Genomic DNA, 21,805 nt, shown 5'->3' with positions numbered 1-21,805 from the left:
TCGTGGGAGTTTCGCTGGCCAAGGGCGGCAACGTCTCGCTGACCAAGGAGGCGCCGGGGCTGACGGCCGTCATCGTCGGGCTCGGCTGGGACGTCCGTACCACCACCGGAGCCGACTACGACCTGGACGCCAGCGCGCTGCTCTGCAACGCGCACGGCAAGGTCGTCTCGGACCAGCACTTCGTCTTCTTCAACAACCTGCGCAGCCCCGAGGGTTCGGTCGAGCACAGCGGTGACAACCTGACCGGTGGCGGCGACGGCGACGACGAGCAGATCAAGGTCGACCTGGACGCCGTTCCGGTGGAGGTGGCCAAGGTGGTCTTCCCGGTGTCGATCTACGACGCGGACGCCCGGTTCCAGAACTTCGGGCAGGTGCGCAACGCGTTCATCCGGATCGTCAACCAGGCCAACGGCCAGGAGCTGGCCCGGTACGACCTCACCGAGGACGCCTCCACCGAGACCGCGATGGTCTTCGGCGAGCTGTACCGCAACGGCGCCGAGTGGAAGTTCCGCGCGATCGGCCAGGGCTACGCCTCCGGCCTGCGCGGCATCGCCACCGACTACGGCGTCAACGTCTGACCCGAGGCGGACCGGGGGGTCAGTTCCCCCCGGCCGCCGGCGGGTTCGGCTTCGGCCCCAGTGCCAGGCCGCCGAACCCGCCGGTGGCGCCCAGCTGTCGGCGCCACCACGCGACCATCCCCGGCTCGTCGACGGCCGCCCAGTCCGGCGCCGCGGTGACCTGCGCCCGGCCGAGCCGCCGGCTGAGGTCCACCAGCGCGTGCCCGGCCGCGCCGCGCTCGCGGTCGTAGCCGGGCAGCAGCCCGGCCCAGTCGTCCGCCGCCCGCCAGGCGTCCTCGAAGGCGCAGGCGTCCTGCAGTGCCTTCGCCGCGCCGCTGGTGGTGTGCGGGCGGACGAGCGTCGCCGCGTCGCCGGCCAGCAGCAGCCGCCCGGCGGTGCGGCGCGGGGTCTCCAGGTCCTGGATCGGCTGGAGCAGGATCCGCTCGACCGGGGTCAGGTTGGCCACGCCCGCCCAGTACGGCGGCAGGACGCGCTCGGCGAGTTCGGCCAGTTCGCCGTGGCGGGCGGTGTCGAGCGCGCCGACCGGGAAGCCGAGCGGGTCGGAGTCCTCGTCGGAGCGCCGCAGCCAGGCGGGTTCGGGGGCGTAGAAGACCCAGTTCACCAGGGTGGTGCCGGGGTCGAGCCCCGGGATGCGGTAGAGCACCGCCTGGCCGCCGGGGAAGCAGGCGGTGATCACCTCCTCCTCGGGCCAGCGGGCCGCGCCGCCCGGGAGGCCGTCGAGCAGTCGGGCGTCGAGGCTGCCGCGCCAGGCGACGTACCCGGCGTACTCGGAGCGGGCCTCGGGGCAGACGGCGGCGCGCACCACCGAGCGGTGGCCGTCGGCGCCGACCACCAGGTCGTGCTCCTCGCGCCCGCCGGCGGCCGTTTCCACCCAGGCGGGCCCGGTGCCGTCGGCGCCGCCGACCGCCGTGACGGCCGTCCCGGGGCGGAACTCGACGCCGTCCGGGGTGCGCTCGCGCAGCCCCTGCCAGAGCACGCCCCAGTGGTAGGAGTGCATGGCCATCGGCTGCACCCACAGCGCCCGCCCGCGCGGGGCGCCGTCCGCGTCCTTGGCCACCCAGTGCCGGGCGGTGACGGGGTGGTGGCGGATGCCGTCGTCGAGGTGGCCGGCCCGGACCAGTTCGTCGTAGCGGTCCAGCAGGATGCACAGGCCCACCCCGCGGTCCTCCAGGTGCCCGGGGCTGCGCTCCAGCACGGTGACCCGCTCGGCGCCGCTCCGTGACGCCGCCCGCGCGACCGCGCACCCCGCGATGCTGCCGCCGACCACGGCGACCGATCCACCCCGCACGCCCGTCCCCCTCCTCGCCGGGGCCCACCGGCCCGTCCGGCGCCCTGCCCGTCGTCCTGCCCGTCGTCCCGTCGACGATACGACGTGAACTGATGATCCGTCAGCGAAAGTGCGGAGCGGCGTCCGGCGGTGTTCCCCGAGTCACCTATGCAACTGGTTGCATAGGGGGATCCGCGTCCCCTACCGTGTGGTAACCACCCGCCCCCGGGCCGCCCCCCTCCCGTCCCAGGAGACGCCGCGATGACGACGACCGCCAGCACCCCGCCGCCCGCGCCCTACCCGCACCTGCTGCGCCCGCTCGACCTCGGCTTCACCACCCTCCCCAACCGCGTGATCATGGGCTCCATGCACGTCGGCCTGGAGGAGGCCCCGAACGGCTTCGAGCGGATGGCCGCCTTCTACGCCGAACGCGCCCGCGGCGGCGTCGGCCTCATCGTCACCGGCGGCATCGCCCCCAACGAGGCCGGCCGCCCCTGGGACGGCGGCGCCAAGCTCACCACCGAGCAGGAGGCCGACGAGCATCGCGTCGTCACCGACGCCGTGCACGCCGCCGGCGGCCGGATCGCCCTGCAGATCCTGCACTTCGGCCGCTACGCCTACCACCCGGGCCTGGTCGCCCCCAGCGCCGTCCAGGCGCCGATCAGCCCCTTCGCGCCGCACGCCCTCACCGCGGACGAGGTCGAGCGGACCATCGAGGACTTCGTGCGCTGCGCCGCGCTCGCCCGGCGGGCCGGCTACGACGGCGTCGAGATCATGGGCTCCGAGGGCTACCTGATCAACGAGTTCATCGCCGCCGCCACCAACCACCGCGAGGACGAGTGGGGCGGCCCGTACGAGAACCGGATGCGCTTCCCGGTCGAGATCGTCCGCCGGGTCCGCGAGCGGGTCGGCCCCGACTTCATCCTCGTCTACCGCCTCTCCATGCTCGACCTCGTCCCCGGAGGCTCCACCCTCGACGAGGTGATCCGCCTCGCCAAGGCCGTCGAGGAGGCCGGCGCCACCATCATCAACACCGGCATCGGCTGGCACGAGGCGCGCATCCCCACCATCGCCACCTCGGTGCCGCGCGGCGCCTACGCCTGGGTCACCGAGCGGGTGATGGGCTCGGTCTCGGTCCCGCTGGTCGCCACCAACCGCATCAACACCCCCGAGCTGGCCGAGCGGCTGCTCGCCGACGGCTGCGCCGACCTCGTCTCGCTCGCCCGCCCGCTGCTCGCCGACCCCGACTTCGTCGCCAAGGCCGCCGAGGGACGCCCCGAGGCCGTCAACACCTGCATCGGCTGCAACCAGGCCTGCCTCGACCACACCTTCAGCGGGAAGATCACCTCCTGCCTGGTCAACCCGCGCGCCTGCCACGAGACCGAACTCGTCCTCGCCCCCACCCGGCGCGCCCGGCGGATCGGCGTCGTCGGCGCCGGACCGGCCGGCCTCGCCTGCGCCGTCACCGCCGCCGAGCGCGGCCACCGGGTCACCCTGTTCGACGCGGCCGACACCATCGGCGGCCAGCTCGACATCGCCCGCCGCATCCCCGGCAAGGAGGAGTTCGCCGAGACCCTGCGCTACTTCCGCCACCGGCTCGACACCCTCGGCGTGGACCTGCGGCTCGGCGCCCGGGTGGAGGCGGCCGAACTCGCCGCCGAGGGCTTCGACGAGGTCGTGCTCGCCACCGGCGTCACCCCGCGCACCCCCGACCCGGCCGACCTGCCCGGCGTCGACCACCCCCGGGTGCTCGGCTACCTCGACGTGCTGCGCGACGGCGCGCCCGTCGGCGAGCGGGTGGCGATCCTCGGCGCGGGCGGCATCGGCTTCGACGTCGCCGAGTACCTCACCGACGCGGGCGACGCGGCGAGCCTCGACGCCGCCGTGCACCGCCGCCACTGGGGCGTCGACGAGGAGTACCGCGAGCGCGGCGGGCTGGCCCGCCCCGAGCGGCCCGAGCCGCCGCGCCGCGTCCACCTGTTCCAGCGCAAGGCCGGCAAGGTCGGCGCCGGACTCGGCAGGACCACCGGCTGGATCCACCGCACCGAGCTCAAGCACCGCGGCGTCACCACGGTCGCCGGCGCGCGCTACGACCGGATCGACGACGCCGGCCTGCACGTCACCCTCGACGGCGAGCCGCAGCTGCTGCCCGTCGACACCGTGGTGCTCTGCACCGGCCAGGAGCCGCGCCGCGACCTCGACGCCGCCCTGCGCGCCCTCGGCGTCACCCCGCACCTGATCGGCGGCGCCGACGAGGCGGCCGAACTCGACGCCAAGCGCGCCATCAAGCAGGGCACCGAACTCGCCGCCGCGCTCTGAGCCGCGACCCCGCGTGCGGCGGCGCTCCCGAGGAGGGGCGCGCCTAGGATCGGTGCCATGTCGCTGCCGCACGCCATCCTCACCGCCCTGCTGGAGAAGCCGTCCTCCGGTCTGGAGCTGACCCGGCGGTTCGACAAGTCGATCGGCTTCTTCTGGTCCGCCACCCACCAGCAGATCTACCGCGAACTGGGCCGGCTGGAGTCCGCCGGCCTGATCCGGGCGCTCCCGCAGGCCGGGCCGGTGCGCGGGCAGAAGAAGGAGTACGAGGTGCTGTCCGCCGGCCGCGCCGAACTGGAGCGCTGGACGGCCGCCGCGGACGACCCCCGGCCGATCCGCGACCCGCTGCTGCTGCGGCTGCGCGCCGCCGCGGTGATCGGCACGGCCGGCCCGGGCGCCGAGCTGCGCCGCCATCTCGCCCTGCACCGGGAGCGGTTGGCGCAGTACGAGGAGATCGAACGGCGCGACTTCCCGGCCGGGGAGGAGCCGGACGGCGACCCGCTCCAGCACGCCGTGCTGCGGGCCGGGATCGGCCTGGAGACCTTCTGGGTGCGCTGGCTGGAGGAGACCGTCGACACCCTGCCCGAGGCCCCGGCGGAACCCTCCTGACCTGCGGCGACGCCTGCCGGGCGGGCGGGGCGGGGCGGCCGGTGGGACACTGGACGCCTGTCCCTGCCCGACCTCATCGACCGGGGGCCCGCATGTCTCTTCCGAGGCCTCTCCCCGTCCTCACCGCGGTGGCCGTCACCATGGCGCTCACCCTCGGCGGCGCCCAGCTCGCCGCCGGTTCGACAGCCCCGCCCGCGCTCGCGAACGCGCAGCGGAGCGCCGCCCAGCCGCCCACCGACGAGCAGCTCAAGGCGGCCCTGCTGACCGCCGCCGAACTCGGCCCCGACTTCACCGAGGTCCCGCTGGACACCGCGAGCCCCTCACCCGAGGCCGGTTCCGGTTCCGCTTCCGCTCCCGGTTCCTCCCCGCTGGCCGGCTGCGACGCCCTGCGCGCCCTGCTCAACGGCACCGTGACCGAGGAACTGCCCAGTCCCGCCCAGAGCCCTTTCCAGGAAGTCCAGTTCGAGGGCCCGGACGGCTACCCGCTGATCACCGAGTTCCTCACCGCGGAGGAGTCCGAGAACCTGACGGCCGACCTCAACACGGTCAACTCCGCGTTCACCCAGTGCCCCAGCATCGACTTCACCAACGACGCGGGCGAGAGCGTGACCTTCTCCGTCACCCCGGTCACCCTCGGCGACCGCCAGGGCGCCCCGGCCGTCCGCATCGACGGCACCCTCGCCGGAACCCGGCTCAACGGCTACCTCGGCGTCGAACGCCTCGGTGACGTCGCGCTCGGCTACGGGTACTTCCAGCAGGGCTCGGACGACTCCGAACTCGCCTCCCTCTACTACCGTGCCGCCGTGGCCAAGGCCGAACGCACCCTGGGCCTCCAGGCCGGCGCGACCACCGCCCCCGGCGCGACCGCCTGACGGCCGCGCCGGGAACGGGGCGCCGGGAGCGGGACGCCGGACTCAGCGCACCAGCCACTGCTGGTAGGCGCTGCCGTCGCACGGCATCACGTTCACCTGGCGCCGGCTGCCGTCGCCCGACAGCCAGTCCTGCAGGCACAGGCCGCTCGCCTTGTTCTTCATGGTGACCGCGTTGACACCGGCCGGGATCAGCTCCCAGTGCTGGGTGTCGGCGCCGGAGCACTGGCGCTGGATGACGCTGCTGTAGGCGTTCGGCGTGGTCGGTTCGAGACAGAGGAAGGAGCTCTGCACCCGGATCTCGGTCCCGCCGACGGCGGCGTCGTCCGTCCAGAACCGCTGGTTCGAGGCGTTCTTGCAGCTGAACTCCTGGAGCATCGCGCCCTCGGCGTTGGAGGCGCCCTGGATGTCGAGGCACTTGCCCTGGACGGCGTTCGCGTAGCCGTGCAACACCGGCGCGGCCTGCGCGGGGGAGGCCAGCAGCGTCGCGGCGGCGAGCACGGTGCCCGCGACGACACCGGAGCGGACGGCGGACTGACGGGTGAATCGCATGATGGGAGGTACTCCTCACCGAAGGAACGGGGCGCCGCGCTGGGGCGCCCTCGGCCGTCAGTCTCACGAATCGGCACGGTTCGTCCCAAGACCGTTCGAGCTGCATCGAATTCGGGCGGGGCAATGTCGCCGCCGTGCCACGAAGCGGTCAGAGCCGGGCAACGCGCCCGATGGAGCGGGCCGGTGCGCTTACGCTGGGCTTACGGCCGCCCGGGGCCGCAGGGATCGGTGGGTACGAGCGAGTCCGGGACATTCCTGCTCCCCGCCGGGAGGCCGACAAAAGGGACCGGATTGCTGCGTATCCACTTCACCCACGACGACCTGACCAGGGTTCGGATCGCGCGGTCGCCCGATCCGCTCACCGAGACGGTCCTGAGCCTGTCCCTGGTACAGGCCCGCGACGCGGGAGGAGTGGCCCTGGACGGGTGGCGCAGCCGGATCCGCAAACGCCTGCGGCCCGAACTGGGAGTGCTGTTCGAGCTGGCGACCGCCGCCGGGCCCGCGGAGGCTCCGGAGGCGTTCCTGCACGCCGCCACCGACAGCCTGCCGGACAGCCTGGACCACACCTGGTCGCTGTCGCGCCGCCGGTGGGCGGCGGACCTGACGGTGCTGGAGTACCTGCGGCCGAGGACGCCCCGCTGGCTGCGCGAGCTGCACGGCGGCTCCCGGGAGTGGCGCGGTGTGGTGGACCGCCGGTTGCGCGAGTACCACGCCTTCGCGGTCGCGCCCTACTGGTCGCAGCTGCTGGCCGCCGCGCACACCGAGCGGACGGTGCGGGCGCTGGCGTCGGCCGACGCCGGGCTGGACGGCCTGCTCGGCTCGCTGCACCCGGACATCCACTGGGCGTCGCCGGTGCTGTCGGTGCCCTGCCCGCTGGAGGCCGACATCCACCTGCGGGGGACCGGCATCCTGCTCGTGCCCACCTTCTTCTGGCCGGAGCCGATGGCCATGACCGACAACCGCGGACCGGAGCACCCGCTGGTGCTGCACTACCCGCTGGCCCGCGACCTCACCACCTACCGGACCGTCTGGACCGCCGCCGCCGAGGAGTCGGCCGGCGCGCTGGTCGCCCTGCTCGGCGCCACCCGCGCCCGCGTCCTGCGGGCGGCGGCCGAACCGGCGGGCACCGCCGAACTGGCCCGCCGCACCGGCACGTCGGCCGCCACCGCCAGCCACCACGCCACCGTCCTGCGCACCGCCGGCCTGCTCACCACCGAACGCGCCGGCCCCGGCGTCCGCCACGCCCTGACGCCGCTCGGCCAGGCCCTGCTGGACGACCGCCTGCCGCGCCCCTCGGCGTCCGACCCCGCCCCCGACCCCCGCACCTGACACCGTCCCACCGCGCCCCGTCCCGTGTTAGCGTGCGCGAACGAGTGCGGGGCGGGGCACGGGGCGGCGGGGGCGTGGGCGGGGATGAGCGACGAGAGCATGGGCACGCCCGACCTCCGCAAGCCCGCCACCGGGCCCGCCCACCGGCCGGGCGACCCGACGCCCGTGACCGATCCCCCGCGCGGGCCGGTGCGCGGCTGCCTGCACGCGATCGGCGAGTTCCTGCTGGAACTCGTCGGGGAGGTCCTGCTGGGGGTGCTGGCCACCGCCTCCCTCGCCGCCGCCTTCCTGCTCGCCGAACTCGCCTACCGCCTGAGCCCCGCGCTCTCCTACGCCCTGGGCGCCGTCGGCGTCCTGGTGGTCGTGCTCGGCGTGCGGCAGCTGCGCCGCCCCAGGGAACGGCGCGGCCGCCGGGGCAGGGTCCTGGCCGCCGCGACCGCCGGCCTCGGCGTCTGGCTGCTGCTCTGCGTGTTCTACGCCTCGCTGAGCGACGCCCTCGACCTGGCCTCGGTCTTCTGAGCGATCCGCTTCTGGGCGATCCGCCGCTCCAGGTGGTCCCGTACCCGCGGCCACTCCTCGGCGGTGACGGAGAACATCGCCGAGTGCGCAAGTCTCCTGAGCCGCACGCCCGTTCGTCAAAGCCGTTTCCTCCATCGGCCGGTCAGCGGGTGTGCAGCCCCAGCCCGCTCGCGCCCGGCCGCTCCAGCCCCTCCCGCAGCCGCATGTCCCGCCCGTAGTCGCCGTCCAGCCGCCGGAACGGCACCGGCTCCTCCGTGAACAGCCCGTCCAGCCGCCGCCCGTACGCCTCCGCGACGGCCGCGAACCCCTCCTCCGGCAGGCCCACCGTCCCGTACGCGGCGAACGGTTCGAGCGCCGCCATGCCGGTGAACCAGAACACGCCGTGCTGCAGCGGGAACAGCACCTCCGCCAGCGGCCCGTGCGCGCCCCGGTCGGTGAACGCCGACTCGCGTGCGCCGACGCTCACCGCCAGCAGCCCGCGCTTCCCGCCGAGCGCGCCCTCGGTGTACGGCGGCGGCACCTCCGGGCCGTGCGCGAAGCCGAAGGTGAGCACCCGGTCGATCCACCCCTTGAGGATCGCCGGCACCGAGAACCACCACAGCGGGAACTGGAACACCACCGCGTCCGCCCAGCGCAGCTTCTCCTGCTCGGCCGCGAGTTCCGCCGCGAGCCGCCCCGCGAGGGTCGCCTCGTGCTGGGCGGGGAGCACCTCCAGGCGGGCGTCCGCCGGGTGCTCGGGGAAGTCGTCGCCGCCGAGGGCGGCCTGCCACTTCATGGCGTACAGGTCGGAGACCCGCACCTCGTGCCCGGCGGCGCGCAGCCGCTCGACGGCGAAGCCGGCCAGCGCGGCGGTGAGGGAGCGCGGTTCGGGATGGGCGGTGACGATCAGGACGCGGCGGGGCCGGTCGGCGGGGGACTGCTGCGGTGCGTGGCTGCTCATGGCACCCACCCTCGCCCGCCCCGCCCGCCGCAGCCAGGTCCCCGTGCTTCCGGCGGACTCCCGGTCCTGGTACTGCCGGGGCCACCCATACTGGAGGGCATGGACACCGCCGCCCGCCCCGCCGAACGGACCGAACCCGTCGAACGGGCCGAACCCGCCGGACCCGCCGCCCGCCCCGCCGACCCCCGGCGCGCCCTCGGCGAGTTCCTGCGGGCCCGCCGCGGCCGGGTCGCCCCCGAGCGGGTCGGCCTGGCGGGTGGCGGCCGGCGGCGGGTGCGCGGTCTGCGCCGCGAGGAGCTGGCGCAGCTGGCGGGCATCAGCGTCGACTACTACGTCCGCCTGGAGCAGGGCCGCTCCACCCAGCCTTCGAACGAGGTGCTGGACGCGCTGGCCCGCACCCTCGGCCTGGACGAGGCGGAGCGCCACCACCTGAACACCCTGGCCTGCGCCCGCCGGCTCCCGCTGCCCACGCCCCGGGTGAGCCCGGTGCTGCGCCGGATGCTGGACGGGCTGGGCGCCGGCCTGCCCGCCTTCGTCACCGACCACCGCCTCGACGTGGTGGCCTGGAACGCCCCGGGCGCCGAACTCCTCGGCGGCGCCGGGGATCCGGCCCGCCGCGACCGCAACCAGGCCCGCTTCCTCTTCCTGGACGCGGCCTCCCGCACCGTCCACCCCGACTGGGCGGACCGCGCCGCCGAGGCCGTCGGCCAGCTCCGGGTGGCGGCCGGCACCTGGCCGGACGACGCCGGGCTGTCCGCGCTGGTCGCCGAACTCTGCGCCGCGAGCCCGGAGTTCCGCCGGATCTGGGACTCCGGCGAGGTGGTGATGTGCACGGCGGGCCGCAAGCGCCTCCACCACCCGCTCACCGGCACCCTCACCCTGGACTTCGAGGCCCTGCACGTGCCCGCGGGACCGCGCGAGACGGGCCTCGTCCTGCACGTCTTCTCCCCGGGCGAGGACGCGGCCGCGGCCGCCGCCCTGGCCCGCCTCGCCGGGGCGTAGCACGGCCGGAGGGCCGGGGCCCCGCCCCGCTCACCCCTCCGCGACGCCCAGCAGCGCCAGGAACGCGGCCGCTGCCGGGTGCGGGCGCTCCCGGCACCAGATCACGTACTCGGCGCGGGACGGCGCGTCCGTGACCTCGACGGTGACCAGGCCGGTCGCCAGGCCCGCCACGTACGAGGGCGGGAGCAGCGCCACGCCCAGGCCCGCGCCGACCAGCCGGGCCAGGTAGTCCGCGTTGGTCACCTCGAAGGCGACCTCGCGGGTGAGGCCGGCGGCGGCGAAGGCCAGATCGGACTGGGCCCGGCCCGCGGTCTTCGCCGGGAGGTCCACGAACACCTCCGAGGCCAGCCGCCGCAGGTCCACCGGAGCCGCCCCGGCGAGCGGGTGGTCCGGGGCGACGACGGCGACCAGCCGCTCCCTCGCCAGCTCCCGGGCCATCACGCCCCGGGGGCGGGCCGTGACGGGGATGCCGATCAGGGCCACCTCCAGCTCGCCCTGCCGGACCTGTTCGGCGAGTTCGTCGCTCGCGCCCACGCTGAGGCGGACCCGGGCCTTCGGGTGGCGCCGGTGGAACTCCCCGAGGACGGCGGGGAGGTCCACGGCGGCGACGGAGGGGATCAGCCCGACCGTGAGCCGTCCGCGCACCTCCCCGACGGCCGCCGCGACCTCGGCCGCCGCCCGGTCCGCCGCGTCCAGGCACGCGCGGGCGGCCGGCAGGAAGGCCGCGCCCGCCGGGGTCAGCCGGACCCGGCGGCTGGTGCGCTCGAAGAGCCGCGCCCCCAACTCCTTCTCCAGGCGCGCGATCTGGTGACTGAGGGCGGACTGCACCACCAGGCACCGCCGGGCGGCCCCGGTGAAGCTGCTGGTCTCGGCGACGGCGACGACGTACCGCATCTGCTGGAGCTCCATCGATCCATCGTGATACGCGATGCATCGGGTGACAAGCATGTGTTGGACTCATCGATCCGCCCGGCCCGAGACTGGTGCCCTCCCCATCAACTCCCGCCCCCCGAGGCGCGCCTGAGCGTGCGCCGGTACGGGCCCGGGCCGTCGAAAGGACCGCCATGAGTGCCGCCCCGCCCCGAACCCCGGTCACCGCGGCCGCGAGGGACACCGCATGGGACTGACGGACGCGCCGACCGCCGCGCCGACGGGCGCGCCGACCGCAGCCCTGACCGCCCTGGCGCCGGCGGTCTGGGGCAGCACCTACCTGGTGACCACCGAACTCCTGCCCCCGGACCGGCCGTTGCTGGCCACCACCGTGCGGGCCCTGCCCGGCGGCCTGGTCCTGCTGGCCCTCGGCCGCCGGCTCCCCGCCGGCGTCTGGTGGTGGCGCGCCCTGGTGCTGGGCGTGCTGAACATCGGCGCCTTCAACGCGCTGCTCTTCGTCGCCGCCTACCGGCTGCCGGGCGGCGTCGCCGCCGTGGTCCTGTCGGCCCAGCCGACCTTCGTGGTGGCCCTCGCCGCCCTCGTCCTCGGTGAGCCGGTCACCGCCCGGCGCGCCCTGGCCTGCGTCCTGGGCGCCGGGGGAGTGGCGCTGCTCGTCCTCAAGGGCGCGGTGTCCCTCGACCCCACCGGCGTCCTCGCCGCCGTCGGCGGCGCGCTGTGCATGGCCTCGGGCATCACCCTCACCAAGCGGTGGGGCCGGCCCGACGGCGTGGGCCTGCTCACCTTCACCGGGTGGCAGCTCACCGCGGGCGGCGCCCTCCTGCTGCCGTGCTGGCTGTCGCTGGAGGAGTTGCCCGACCGCCTCACCGGCCCCAACCTCCTCGGCTTCGGCTACCTCGCCGTCCTCGGCGCGGTGCTCAGCTACCTCGTCTGGTTCCGGGGCATCGCCCGCCTTCCCGCCGTGGCGGTCTCCTTCCTCGCGCTCGGCAGCCCGGTCGTCGCGGCGCTGCTCGGCTACCTCGTCAAGCACCAGACCCTGTCCGCGCTCCAACTCCTCGGCATCGCCGTCATCCTCCTGGCGGTCGTGCTGGGCCAGCCCGCCCCCTCCCCCTCCCGAGAGACGACATGACCACACGACAAGACACCCGGCCGTCGCCCGCCCGCCCGCAGCGGGCGCGTGCGGTCACCGGATGGCTGGGCGTGGCCGCCATCACGGCCAGCCTGTTCGCCTTCCTCACCACCGAGCTGATGCCGATCGGCCTGCTCACCCCGCTCGGCGAGAGCCTCGACGTCTCCGTCGGCACGGCCGGCCTCATGGTGACGGCGCAGGGCGTCGCGGCCGGGCTCGGCGTGCCGTTCATCGTGGCCTGGACCCGCCGGGTCGACCGGCGCCGGCTGCTGACCGCGCTGCTGGCCGTCCTGACCCTCGGCAACCTGGCCACCTCGCTCGCCCCCAACTACCCGCTGATCCTGCTCACCCGGACCGGCATCGGCTTCGCCAGCGGCGTCTTCTGGGCGATCGGCGTCAGCATGGCCATGCGCATCGTCCCGGAGCGGCACGCCAACCGGGCCGCCGCCGTCGTGATGTCCGGCATCTCGATCGCCACCGTCGTCGGCATCCCGCTCGGCACCCTGCTGGAGAGCGCCGGCTCCTGGCGCACCACCTTCCTGATCTGGTCCGGCCTCAGCGCCCTGGTGCTGCTCGCCGTCGCCGCCACGATCCCCCCGCTGCCGTCCGCGAACGCGGTCCCGGTGCGGGAGGTGTTCGGGCTGCCGGCCGGGAACGTCCCGCTGCGGGTGGTCCTGGCCATGGTGGTGTTCTTCGTCCTGGGCCACTTCGGCGCCTACACCTTTGTCCGGCCCTACCTGGAGGAGAAGGCCTCCGCCTCGGCCGGCTTCGTCACCGTCGTCCTGATCGTCTTCGGCGTCGGCGGTGCGATCGGCACCTTCGTCGGCGGCCGGGCCGTGACCAGGAGCCCGCGGGGAAGCTTCGTCGGGGGCGGTCTGCTGCTGATCGCCGCCCTCGTCCTGCTGCTGACCACCGGCGCGCACGAGGCCGGCGTGATCGCCGCCATGGTCCTGTGGGGCGTCGCCTTCGGTGTCGTCCAGCTCAGCCAGATCACCATGACGCTCGCCGCCGCCCCCCGAGACCTTCGAGGCCGCGATGTCGCTCAACACCATGGCGTACAACACCTGCATCGCCCTGGGCGCCCTCGCCGGCGGCCTGTTCGCCGACCGCGTGGGCGTCACCGGCGTCCTCTGGCTCGGCATCGTGCTGGTCGGCCTCGCCGTCCTCCTCCGCTCGGCCGTCGGCCGCCGGCCCGCGCCGAACCGCTGACCCCACCCGTCCCGCCGTGCCGCCGCCGAGTCCCGCACGCCCCATGCGCCCCGCGCGTCCCGGACGCTCAGCGCCGGTCCCTCTGTGCGGGCCGCGGGGCCGGTGGGGCAGGATCGGTCCGGTCGGAACGGATCGGGCGGGTGCGAAGGAGGCGCGGAGTGCGGCGGCGCGGGGCGGGAACGGTGATGGCGGCGGCGGCCGTGACAGCGGCGGCCGCGGCGGCGCTGGCCGGCTGCGGCGAGCCGAAGCCCCCTCAGGAGGAGCTGATCGCCGTCCGCCTGGAGGCCGGCCGGCTGGTCGTCCGCACCGGCATGTGCCACGACGAACGCCTGCACGCCGTCCGGGTCAAGGTGCTCCCGGGCTCGGAGAAGCTGGAGGTCCGCCCGCGCGAGGGCCGCTCCGCCGCCGACGCGCTGGAGACGGTCGACCTCGGCGCCCTCCCGCCCGGCTGGACCTCGCACGGCCAGCTCACCGGCGGCGTCAGCGCCGACAAGCGCTACACCGTCGAGGTGCTCCGCAACCGCACCCTCACCGTGACCGTCCCCGGCGACGTGCTGCGCGCCCTGCCCGCCGGCAAGTGGGCGGCCGGCGGCTGGGACTGGGACTACAAACTGCTCACCCTCAAGGAGTTCGAGAAGCGCCGCAAGGCCTCCTGCGGCGACGGCTCGTGAGTGACGGCTCGTGAGCGGCGGCTCCTGGGCGACGGCGCTCCTACGGCGAACCGGAAGGTCCCGGTCGTCCTGTCCTGACCTGGGAGGATGGACGTCGGGCCGCCACCTCGGCGGCCCGGAGCCGAGACGCGGGGAGCAGTGGGCGTGGCGCAGCAGGGACCGCAGGGCCGCGGCCCGGTCGAGCGGATGGAAGAGCACCAGGTGGCGGTCTACCTCACCGCGATGGTGCTCGGCGGACTGCTGGGGTGGCTGGCCCCGGGCGCGGGCCCGGCCCTGGAGCACGCCGTCAACCCCGTCCTCGGCGCGCTGCTGTTCGTCACCTTCCTCCAGGTGCCCGCCGCCGAACTGCTGGGCTCGCTGCGCGACACCCGCTTCCTCACCGCCGCGCTGACGGTGAACTTCGCCGTGGTCCCGCTCGTGGTGGCCGCGATGTTCACCTTCCTGCCGGACGAGCAGGCCGTGCGCATCGGGGCGCTGCTGGTGCTGCTCTGCCCGTGCGTCGACTACGTCATCGTCTTCTCCGGCCTGGCCGGCGGCTCCAGCCGCCGCCTGCTCGCCGCCACCCCGCTGCTGCTGGTCGCGCAGATGCTGCTGCTCCCGGTGTTCCTCCGCCTCTTCCTGGGCCCGGAGCTGTCCGACATCGTCGAGGTCGGCCCGTTCGTGCGGGCCTTCCTCACCCTGATCGCCGTCCCGCTCGCCCTCGCCTGGCTGCTCCAGGCGTGGGCCGCCCGCCGCCCGGCCGGGCGGAAGGCCGCCGGCGCCGCGACCACCGCCATGGTGCCGCTGATGGCCGCGACCCTGCTGACGGTGGTCGCCTCCCAGGTGCCGAAGCTCGGGGACAGTCTCGGCGACGTCGCCGGGGTGATCCCGTTCTACGTGCTGTTCCTCGCCGTGATGGCCTTCGCCGGGAAGGCCGTCGCCCGCCTCTTCCGGCTCGGCACCGGCGCCGCCCGGGCGATCGTCTTCACCGGCGCGACCCGCAACTCCCTGGTCGTCCTGCCGCTCGCCCTGGCCCTGCCCGACGCGTTCGCCGTGGCGGCGTCCGTCGTCGTGACCCAGACGCTGGTCGAGGTGCTGGGCATGGTCGCCTACGTCCGCCTCGTCCCCCGGCTGGTCCCCGACGCGGCCTGAGGAATTTCCCGGTCGTCCACCAACTGTCCCGGTGTCCGGAAATGGATCCGGTGACCGATCAGTGGGCGTACGAAGTCGGCCATCCCGTTGGCGGATTGTCGCCCTCCGGAAATCCGCATGTCGGACATGGCCCGATGCGTCACCGCCCCGTCGTCGCCGTCGGGAGTGCCGCGAGTGACGCACCGTCACTGTACGGACGAATTTTTCGAAAGCGCTCCCCGAGCGGCCGTGCACATGACCTAGGGTGCGTACGGATCTTCCCGGAAATCCGGGTCGGCCGCCGTTCCGTCGTGCTCCGGAATGGCGGCTGCCCTGCTGGAACTGCGCTTCGCCGGTGGACCGGCCGGATCGGCCGCCACCTGATTCCCGACCTAGGAGCCCACTCCATGTCCCGTACTTCCGCCCCGCGCGCCTGGCGGTCCGGACTGATCGCCGCCGCGCTCGCCGGCGGCGCGCTGACCGCCGGCACCGTCGGCACGGTCGGCACCGCCGGAGCCGCCACCGGCACCCCGGCCGCCGCCGGCAGCTACGCCTACACGGCCCGCCTGGACATCGACAACGGCGCCAAGGCCTGCTCCGCCGTCCTGATCGACCGCCTCTGGATCATCACCGCGGCCACCTGCTTCACCGAGACCGCCAACCCCGGCTACCCGGCCCCCGCGGGCGCCCCCGCCAAGCGCACGGTCGCCACCATCGGCCGGACCGACCTCACCAAGACCGACGGCGTCCAGACCGAGGTGGTCGAGCTGGTGCCGCGCGCGGACCGCGACGTGGTCCTCGGCCGGCTGGCCACCCCCGTCGACGGCATAGCCCCGGTCCCGATCGCCACCACCTCCCCGGCGGCCGGCGACACCCTGCGAGTGGCCGGCTACGGCCGCACCGCCGCCGAGTGGTCGCCGCTCAACCTGCACTCCAACACCTTCACGGTGAACTCCCTGGCGCCCACCGGGATCACCATCACCGGCCAGAGCGGCGCGGCCGTCTGCAAGGGCGACAACGGCGGCCCGGCGCTGCGCACCACGGCCGGCGGCGGCGCCGAGCTGGTGGGCGTCAGCAGCCGCTCCTGGCAGGGCGGCTGCTTCGGGAACGCGGCCGAGACCCGGACCGGCGCGATCGAGGCGCGGGTCGACGACCTCGGCGGCTGGGTGCAGGACACCGTGCGCCGCGCCCGGACCCCCCGGGACGCCAACGGCGACGCCCGCGCCGACGCGCAGCTGGCCTACTACCACGCCGACGGCTCGATCGGCTTCTACACGGCGCTGGCCGGCCGCAACGGCGGGCTCGGCGAGTACTACGGCGGCTACAAGGTGCCGGTGGCCGGCGGGTGGGACCGCGCGGCGATGAAGCTGGTGCAGGGCGACTTCAACGGCGACGGCCGCTCCGACCTCGCCATGCTCTACCACCGCGGCGACGGCTCGATCACCCTGCACACCGCGATCACCGGCACCGACGGCCTGCTCGGCGCCTTCGACGTCAGCGGCACCACCGTGCCGGCGTGGGGCAACTGGGACTGGAACGCGTTCGACCTGTTCCCGGGCGACGCGAACGGCGACGGCCGCACCGACGTGATGATGGCGTACTACCACGCCGACGGCGCGATCGGCTTCTACACCGCGCTGGCCGGATCGAACGGCGCCCTCGGTGAGTTCAACGGCGGCTACGCCGTCCCCGCGGGCAACTGGGCGCGCGGCGACATGAAGCTCGTCCCCGGCGACTTCAACGGTGACGGCCGGGCCGAGCTGGCGCTGCTGTACCACCAGGCCGACGGCCGGATCACCCAGCACGTCTCGTCCTCGAACGCCGCCGGTCTGCTCGGCGCCTTCACCACCGACGGCTGGACGGTCCCCGCCGGGGCCGGCTGGGACTGGAACGCCATCCAGCTCCTCCCGGGCGACGCGAACGGCGACGGCCGCACCGACGTGATGATGGCCTACTACCACGCCGACGGCGCGATCGGCTTCTACACGGCGCCGGCCGGATCGAACGGCGCCCTCGGCGAGTACACCGCCGGGTACACCGTCCCCGCAGGCAGCTGGGCGCGCGGCGACATGAAGCTGATCCCGGGTGACTTCAACGGTGACGGCCGGGCCGAGCTGGCGCTGCTGTACCACCAGGCCGACGGCCGGATCACCCAGCACGTCTCGTCCTCGAACGCCGCCGGTCTGCTTGGCGCCTTCACCACCGAGGGCTGGACGATCCCGGCCGCGGGCAACTGGGACTGGAACGCCTTCCAGCTCCCGTAACCACCGCCCGACCGCCTGACGGCCTCCCCGGTCACGACCGGGGAGGCCGTCAGGCCAGTGGCGTCCCTTCGAGGCCGATGCGGCGGACGCCGCGCGGCGCGAAGGTCATCGGGCCGATCCAGCCCCGGTGCACGAGGGCGATCTGCGAGGGCAGCGGCTCCACCGGGTCGAACTCCCGGCCGAGCGCCCAGTTCCGGAACAGCCCCTCGGTCGTCGCGACCGCCGTCACCACCATGGTCACCTGGAGCCCGCCCTTGCCCCAGGTGTGCCAGAGTGCCCAGCCCTCCGGCCGCGGCTCGACCCCGAACCGCGCGCACGCCTGCTCGTAGTCCTCGTCCAGCCCCGCCGACACGGCCCCGGGCTTCAGCAGGGCGGCGGCGGCCAGCTTGAGGAGGGGGCGGTCCTCCACACAGCCGTCCCCCTCGAAGTGGTACGCGCGCACCGCCCGCGCGAGCGCGTTGACGCTGCGCTGGAACGGCGTCGCGTCCGGCGGGTCGGGCTCGTACGAGAGCCGGCCCTCGGCGGAGGCCTCGACGGTGACGTCGTCGGCGAGGCGCTCGATCTCCCGGAGGTAGTCCAGCTCGTCGGGTTCGGGTGTGCTCACGGCGCGCAGTCTCGCACCGGCCGCTCCGTACGGGCACCTGCTTTTTCCGGGCCGCGAGCCGTCCCTCGGGGATCGCCGGGCCGGCCCGCAGCGGCGCGGGTGTCAGTGCTTCCTGCCCGGGGCCCAGTGGAAGACGACCCGGTCGGTGCCGTCGGGAACGGTGGCGGTCAGCCCCGCCGGAAGCTGGCTCGCCTCGCGGTTGACGCCGACCCGGCCGTCCGGAGCGGTCGCGAAGTACACCGACCCGACGGCGAGGTCCCGGCTGGTGCTGCGCACGACGACCTGGTGGGGTGTCTCGGAGGCCTTCCAGCCCTTGGCGGTTCCGGCGGCGATGGTGATGCTGTCGGTGCCGCGCTTGACGACCAGGCTGACGCGCTCGGCCGAGGTGAAGGCCAGGCAGGTCTGGCCGGGCTGCAGGGGCGGGCACTCGATCTCGTCCGAGGGGGCCACCAGCACCAGGTTGTGGAAGACTCCGGCGGCGATCTTGAGGATCTTCCTCCCCTGCGCCGCCTTCAGGATCCCGGGGACCACGTCGCTCTCGTCGTCCGTCGAGGCCGCCAGCAGGGTGCCGTCGGCGGCCAGCGCGAGGAGGTTCTCCTCGCAGGCGGAGATTGCGGTGATCTTCCTGCCCTCCATGGCTTTCAGGGCCGGGGTGACGAAGGCGTCCCTCCCGTCGGCGAGGACGGCGCCCTCCTCGGTCACCGCGAAGCTGCCGCCGGTGCAGGCGGCGATGGCGGTGATCCTCCTGCCCTTCGCCGCCCTCGCGACCTTCGGGATCTCGCCGTAGTTGCCGTTTCCCGAGGTGAGCAGGGTGCCGTCGGCGGTCAGCGCGAGAGCGCCGAAGGGTCCTGCGGAGATCGCGGTGACCTGTCGGCCCCGCGCGGCCTCCGCCAGCTTGCGGCCGAGGTCCCAGCCCTCGCGGTCCGCGCCGAGGACGCTTCCCTCCGCGGTGAGCGCGACGGCGAAGCCGGTGATCGGGGCGGCGACATCGACGATCTTCCTTCCCTCCGCCGCCTTCATGAGCTTGGGGAGGGCCCGATGGGAGCCCGCCATGATGAGGGTGTCCTCGGCGGTCCGGGCGGCGACGTGTTGCCACCCTGCGAAGATGTCGGCGATCCGTACTCCCCGGGCTTGGGCCGTCAACTCCTCGGACCAGGACTCCCGGCCGAGGAGCTTGCCGTCCGGGCCCAGGGCGTAGCTGGTCTTGGGGCCCGCGAAGACGTCCGAGATCCGGTGGCCCTGAACGGCTTTCAGGATGCCCGAGGCGTTGGTTGCGCGTTCACTCCCCGAGGCGAGAAGGCAGCTCGACGGCAGGTCTCGAACGGTGGCACGGGTCTTTTCCTGCATCAGAATCCCTCGTTCCGTCGATCGATCGTTCCGGACCGGGTGCACACGTACAGGGAGCCGGGGGCGCGGCTCCATCGTGCCCGCCCCGTGCTGCCGTCACACAGCTGAACACCTGTCCGATTCCCGTAGTCGCAGGCCTGCCGCCAACGGCAACGGGAGCGGCCGGCACCGGTAGCCGCCGCGCAGGGGAGTCGAGGAGCGGGAAGTCGGCCGGTCCGACCTCCCGCTCCCTCTTTCGCGTGCCGGTGTGGTCGAGGGGCCGAAACCCCGGTGATCTTCCTGCGGGCGATCCACTAGTGTGACCGCCTGGCAGCCGGGGGGGCGATGGTGCTCGTGCGCGGTGCGCCGACGTCATCAGCCGTCTCTCCGACGAGGATCACACCTTGGCTCTCAAGTCCCGTATGGCCGCCGCCGTTCTCGGCGCCGGTCTCGCGCTCACCGTCGGCGTACCCGGTGCCGGCGCCGCCGACAACTACCACCCGCCGGTCCCGAACGTCGTCACCCTGGTCAGCGCCAACAGCCCGCACTGCCTGGAGGTCGGCGGCTGGAGCACCGACAACGGTGCACCCGTCCAGCAGTGGTCCTGCACCACCGGTGCCAACCAGAACTGGCGGCTGGCGAACGGTCCGCTGGTCAACGCGCACACCGGCAAGTGCCTGGAGATCGGCGGCTGGAGCACCGACAACGGCGCCCTCGCCCAGCAGTGGGACTGCAACGGCGGCGCCAACCAGAACTGGGAGTGGATCCGCGTCAAGGGCGCCGGCTACACCCTGCGCAACGCGTGGAGCGGCAAGTGCCTGGACGTGCCCGGCGGGGGCTACGTCAACGGCGTCCGCATGCAGCAGTGGGACTGCTGGAACGGCAACAACCAGCAGTGGTTCCCCACCTCGGCCGGCGACGGCCCGCCGCCCGTCGAGTGGTAGGCCCGCGGGCTCAGGCCAGGGCGGAGACCAGCAGGGCGAACGCGGCGACGATGACGGCGACGCGGGCGTAGTGGTAGCGGTCCCAGCGGCTCATCTGCTCCTTCCAGTCCGCGGGCCGGTTCTCGGGGGTCCACGTCTTGCCCCGGTTGTTGATCGGGACGAGCAGCAGGACCGACATCAGCACACTCAGGACCAGCAGCGCCCCGGCGCCGACCACCAGGCCGGCGCCGGGGTTCTGCCATTCGGCGACGGCCCAGACGGCGCTCAGGGCGAGTGAGGTGATGTACCAGACCGGCATCACGGCGCCGAGCATCCGGCCCCCGTGGGAGCGGGCGAGCTGGCCGCTGTCCTCGGGGAGTGCGCTGAAGATCCGGTTCATGACGAAGGCGACGGAGAACTCCACCCCCACCATCAGGCCGACGACCACGGTGGTGAACACCTCAAGTGCGTTGAGCATGACGACCCCTCCAGGGATCTAGCGCTGCTAGCTGACGATGCAACGCTAGCGCTGCTGCCGCTCGATTGTCTAGCGGTGCTAGGATCGACTCATGTCGGTACAGGAACGCAAGCAGCGCGAACGGGCGGAGCGCGAACGCCTCATCGTGGCGACGGCCCGCGAACTCGCCGAGCAGCAGGGCTGGGACGCGGTCACCACCCGCCGGCTCGCCGAGCGCATCGAGTACAGCCAGCCCGTCCTCTACAGCCACTTCCGCGGCAAGCGCGAGATCATCGGCGCCGTCGCCCTGGAGGGCGCCGCCGAGATGGCCGCGACACTGCGGGCCGCGACCGCCGCCGCGGACGGCACCCGTGCCCGGGTTGCCGCCCTCGCCCGGGCCTACCTCGACTTCGCCGAACGCAACCCGGCGGTCTACGACGCCATGTTCCAGCTCGACGGCGGTCTGGCGTTCGCGCAGGAGGACACCCCGGAGCCGCTGAAGGACGCCTTCGCCGCCCTTCTGGAGAGCCTCACCGAGGTCGCCGGGGAGGGTGTCCACCCGGGCCTGTTCACCGAGACGTTCTGGGCGGCCCTGCACGGGCTGGCCACCCTGACCCGGGCCGGGCGGCTGCCGGCGGAGCACGCCGGGTGGAGGGTGGACCTGCTGGTGGACCGGCTCGCCGTGCTCTGACGCGCCGACAGGGCCGCGCTCAGCGGTCCAGGAGGGCGGCGAGCCGGACGGCCCACTCGCGTTCGGCGACGGCGAGGCCGCCCTCCAGCGTCGCGACGAGCGCCGCCCGGCTCACCGACGCCACCGTCGGCTCGTCGCGGGCCTCGGTGCCCCAGGCGGGGCCGCCTCCCTCGCGCACCCGGCAGGCGAGGTGCACCAGCTCCCCGCCGGGGAAGGCGAACGCCGTCACGCCGTCGGTGCACTCCCCCCACTCCAGGAACGTGCACCGCGCGAGTGCCTCCCCGGGAGCGGTGAAGGTGTCGTCGTACAGCCGGTGTTCGGCCGCGCGGAAGGACTCCGCCGGTGAGGTGAACCCCTCCGGCGGTGCGGCGGGCGCGCGGAAGCGGCCGAGTTCGTCCGTGAGCTTCTTGACCAGCAGCGGCGGGTAGAACGCGTTGTCCCAGGTGTTCACGTGGAGCCCGCCGACGAAGACGTCGACGCACAGCAGACCGGGGTCCCGTTCGACGTGGAACTCCAGACCGAACCCGGCCCGCGACCCGACCAGCACGGCAC

The 21,805-nt window shown here is 74.3% G+C and carries 21 protein-coding genes; 13 read left to right on the top strand and 8 right to left on the bottom strand.

Annotation, left to right across the window (positions count from 1 at the left end; translation table 11 throughout):
• Nucleotides 1-2 precede the first annotated feature (2 nt).
• Complete coding sequence (locus tag ACFC0B_RS35630; protein WP_376095786.1) at nt 3-578, top strand: TerD family protein; 576 nt, start codon at nt 3-5, stop codon at nt 576-578.
• A 19-nt stretch (nt 579-597) separates the two neighbouring features.
• Here ACFC0B_RS35630 and ACFC0B_RS35625 read toward each other — a convergent pair whose 3' ends face one another.
• Nucleotides 598-1,866, bottom strand: coding sequence for an FAD-dependent monooxygenase (locus ACFC0B_RS35625; protein ID WP_376095783.1), 1,269 nt, complete (start codon nt 1,864-1,866; stop codon nt 598-600).
• 240 nt (nt 1,867-2,106) lie between these two features.
• On the opposite strand from ACFC0B_RS35625, the gene ACFC0B_RS35620 reads away from it, so the two are divergent.
• The 3 genes from ACFC0B_RS35620 to ACFC0B_RS35610 all read left to right on the top strand — a co-directional run bounded on the left by ACFC0B_RS35620 (nt 2,107) and on the right by ACFC0B_RS35610 (nt 5,642).
• Nucleotides 2,107-4,164 (top strand): FAD-dependent oxidoreductase, encoded by a 2,058-nt coding sequence (locus ACFC0B_RS35620; RefSeq protein ID WP_376095780.1) that lies wholly within the window; start codon nt 2,107-2,109, stop codon nt 4,162-4,164.
• 57 nt (nt 4,165-4,221) lie between these two features.
• On the top strand, nt 4,222-4,770 hold the full coding sequence (locus ACFC0B_RS35615) for a PadR family transcriptional regulator (protein WP_376095777.1): 549 nt from the start codon (nt 4,222-4,224) through the stop codon (nt 4,768-4,770).
• Nucleotides 4,771-4,862: 92 nt separating this feature from the next.
• Nucleotides 4,863-5,642 carry a hypothetical protein gene (locus tag ACFC0B_RS35610; RefSeq protein ID WP_376095774.1) on the top strand — a complete coding sequence of 260 codons (780 nt, stop codon included), beginning with the start codon at nt 4,863-4,865 and terminating at the stop codon, nt 5,640-5,642.
• Between the two features lie 42 nt (nt 5,643-5,684).
• Here the strand turns inward: ACFC0B_RS35610 and ACFC0B_RS35605 are convergent, their stop codons facing one another.
• Nucleotides 5,685-6,191 carry an RICIN domain-containing protein gene (locus ACFC0B_RS35605; protein WP_376095771.1) on the bottom strand — a complete coding sequence of 169 codons (507 nt, stop codon included), beginning with the start codon at nt 6,189-6,191 and terminating at the stop codon, nt 5,685-5,687.
• Nucleotides 6,192-6,482: 291 nt separating this feature from the next.
• On the opposite strand from ACFC0B_RS35605, the gene ACFC0B_RS35600 reads away from it, so the two are divergent.
• Both ACFC0B_RS35600 and ACFC0B_RS35595 read left to right on the top strand, forming a co-directional pair.
• On the top strand, nt 6,483-7,520 hold the full coding sequence (locus ACFC0B_RS35600) for an ArsR/SmtB family transcription factor (RefSeq protein WP_376095768.1): 1,038 nt from the start codon (nt 6,483-6,485) through the stop codon (nt 7,518-7,520).
• Between the two features lie 84 nt (nt 7,521-7,604).
• Nucleotides 7,605-8,039 (top strand): hypothetical protein, encoded by a 435-nt coding sequence (locus ACFC0B_RS35595; RefSeq protein ID WP_376095766.1) that lies wholly within the window; start codon nt 7,605-7,607, stop codon nt 8,037-8,039.
• Nucleotides 8,040-8,181: 142 nt separating this feature from the next.
• Here ACFC0B_RS35595 and ACFC0B_RS35590 read toward each other — a convergent pair whose 3' ends face one another.
• Nucleotides 8,182-8,979 (bottom strand): NAD(P)H-dependent oxidoreductase, encoded by a 798-nt coding sequence (locus tag ACFC0B_RS35590; RefSeq protein ID WP_376095763.1) that lies wholly within the window; start codon nt 8,977-8,979, stop codon nt 8,182-8,184.
• 99 nt (nt 8,980-9,078) lie between these two features.
• Here ACFC0B_RS35590 and ACFC0B_RS35585 point away from each other — a divergent pair, with 99 nt between their 5' ends.
• Nucleotides 9,079-9,981 carry a helix-turn-helix transcriptional regulator gene (locus ACFC0B_RS35585; RefSeq protein ID WP_376095760.1) on the top strand — a complete coding sequence of 301 codons (903 nt, stop codon included), beginning with the start codon at nt 9,079-9,081 and terminating at the stop codon, nt 9,979-9,981.
• Between the two features lie 30 nt (nt 9,982-10,011).
• On the opposite strand, the gene ACFC0B_RS35580 is transcribed toward ACFC0B_RS35585, so the two are convergent.
• Nucleotides 10,012-10,890 (bottom strand): LysR family transcriptional regulator, encoded by an 879-nt coding sequence (locus tag ACFC0B_RS35580; protein ID WP_376095757.1) that lies wholly within the window; start codon nt 10,888-10,890, stop codon nt 10,012-10,014.
• Nucleotides 10,891-11,098: 208 nt separating this feature from the next.
• On the opposite strand from ACFC0B_RS35580, the gene ACFC0B_RS35575 reads away from it, so the two are divergent.
• The 4 genes from ACFC0B_RS35575 (at nt 11,099) to ACFC0B_RS35560 (ending at nt 17,252) form a co-directional block, all read left to right on the top strand.
• Nucleotides 11,099-11,998 carry an EamA family transporter gene (locus ACFC0B_RS35575; protein ID WP_376095754.1) on the top strand — a complete coding sequence of 300 codons (900 nt, stop codon included), beginning with the start codon at nt 11,099-11,101 and terminating at the stop codon, nt 11,996-11,998.
• Nucleotides 11,995-13,878, top strand: coding sequence for an MFS transporter (locus ACFC0B_RS35570; protein ID WP_376095751.1), 1,884 nt, complete (start codon nt 11,995-11,997; stop codon nt 13,876-13,878). The genes ACFC0B_RS35575 and ACFC0B_RS35570 overlap by 4 nt, the downstream gene beginning before the upstream one ends.
• A gap of 186 nt (nt 13,879-14,064) precedes the next feature.
• On the top strand, nt 14,065-15,009 hold the full coding sequence (locus ACFC0B_RS35565) for an arsenic resistance protein (RefSeq protein ID WP_376095842.1): 945 nt from the start codon (nt 14,065-14,067) through the stop codon (nt 15,007-15,009).
• A 386-nt stretch (nt 15,010-15,395) separates the two neighbouring features.
• A complete protein-coding gene (locus ACFC0B_RS35560) occupies nt 15,396-17,252 on the top strand; it encodes a trypsin-like serine protease (protein WP_376095747.1) in 1,857 nt (618 codons plus the stop codon).
• Nucleotides 17,253-17,301: 49 nt separating this feature from the next.
• Here ACFC0B_RS35560 and ACFC0B_RS35555 read toward each other — a convergent pair whose 3' ends face one another.
• Together ACFC0B_RS35555 and ACFC0B_RS35550 are read right to left on the bottom strand one after the other, a co-directional pair.
• Nucleotides 17,302-17,856 (bottom strand): hypothetical protein, encoded by a 555-nt coding sequence (locus ACFC0B_RS35555; RefSeq protein ID WP_376095744.1) that lies wholly within the window; start codon nt 17,854-17,856, stop codon nt 17,302-17,304.
• A 102-nt stretch (nt 17,857-17,958) separates the two neighbouring features.
• Nucleotides 17,959-19,203, bottom strand: coding sequence for a hypothetical protein (locus tag ACFC0B_RS35550; protein ID WP_376095741.1), 1,245 nt, complete (start codon nt 19,201-19,203; stop codon nt 17,959-17,961).
• 383 nt (nt 19,204-19,586) lie between these two features.
• Here ACFC0B_RS35550 and ACFC0B_RS35545 point away from each other — a divergent pair, with 383 nt between their 5' ends.
• Entirely contained in the window at nt 19,587-20,126 is a 540-nt protein-coding gene (locus ACFC0B_RS35545) for an RICIN domain-containing protein (RefSeq protein ID WP_376095738.1), read from the top strand.
• Nucleotides 20,127-20,136: 10 nt separating this feature from the next.
• On the opposite strand, the gene ACFC0B_RS35540 is transcribed toward ACFC0B_RS35545, so the two are convergent.
• The gene (locus ACFC0B_RS35540) at nt 20,137-20,583 is read right to left on the bottom strand and encodes an anthrone oxygenase family protein (protein ID WP_376095735.1); all 447 of its coding nucleotides are present in this window, start codon (nt 20,581-20,583) and stop codon (nt 20,137-20,139) included.
• 91 nt (nt 20,584-20,674) lie between these two features.
• Here ACFC0B_RS35540 and ACFC0B_RS35535 point away from each other — a divergent pair, with 91 nt between their 5' ends.
• Nucleotides 20,675-21,253: a TetR/AcrR family transcriptional regulator gene (locus tag ACFC0B_RS35535; protein WP_376095732.1), complete on the top strand. Its 579-nt coding sequence runs from the start codon at nt 20,675-20,677 to the stop codon at nt 21,251-21,253.
• Nucleotides 21,254-21,272: 19 nt separating this feature from the next.
• Here the strand turns inward: ACFC0B_RS35535 and ACFC0B_RS35530 are convergent, their stop codons facing one another.
• Nucleotides 21,273-21,800, bottom strand: a complete 528-nt coding sequence (locus tag ACFC0B_RS35530; RefSeq protein ID WP_376095729.1) for a hypothetical protein — start codon at nt 21,798-21,800, stop codon at nt 21,273-21,275.
• Nucleotides 21,801-21,805: the final 5 nt, after the last annotated feature.

The sequence above is a fragment of the Kitasatospora sp. NPDC056184 genome, from assembly GCF_042268405.1.
Lineage (GTDB): Bacteria > Actinomycetota > Actinomycetes > Streptomycetales > Streptomycetaceae > Kitasatospora.
This window is presented reverse-complemented; position numbering and strand designations above follow the sequence as displayed.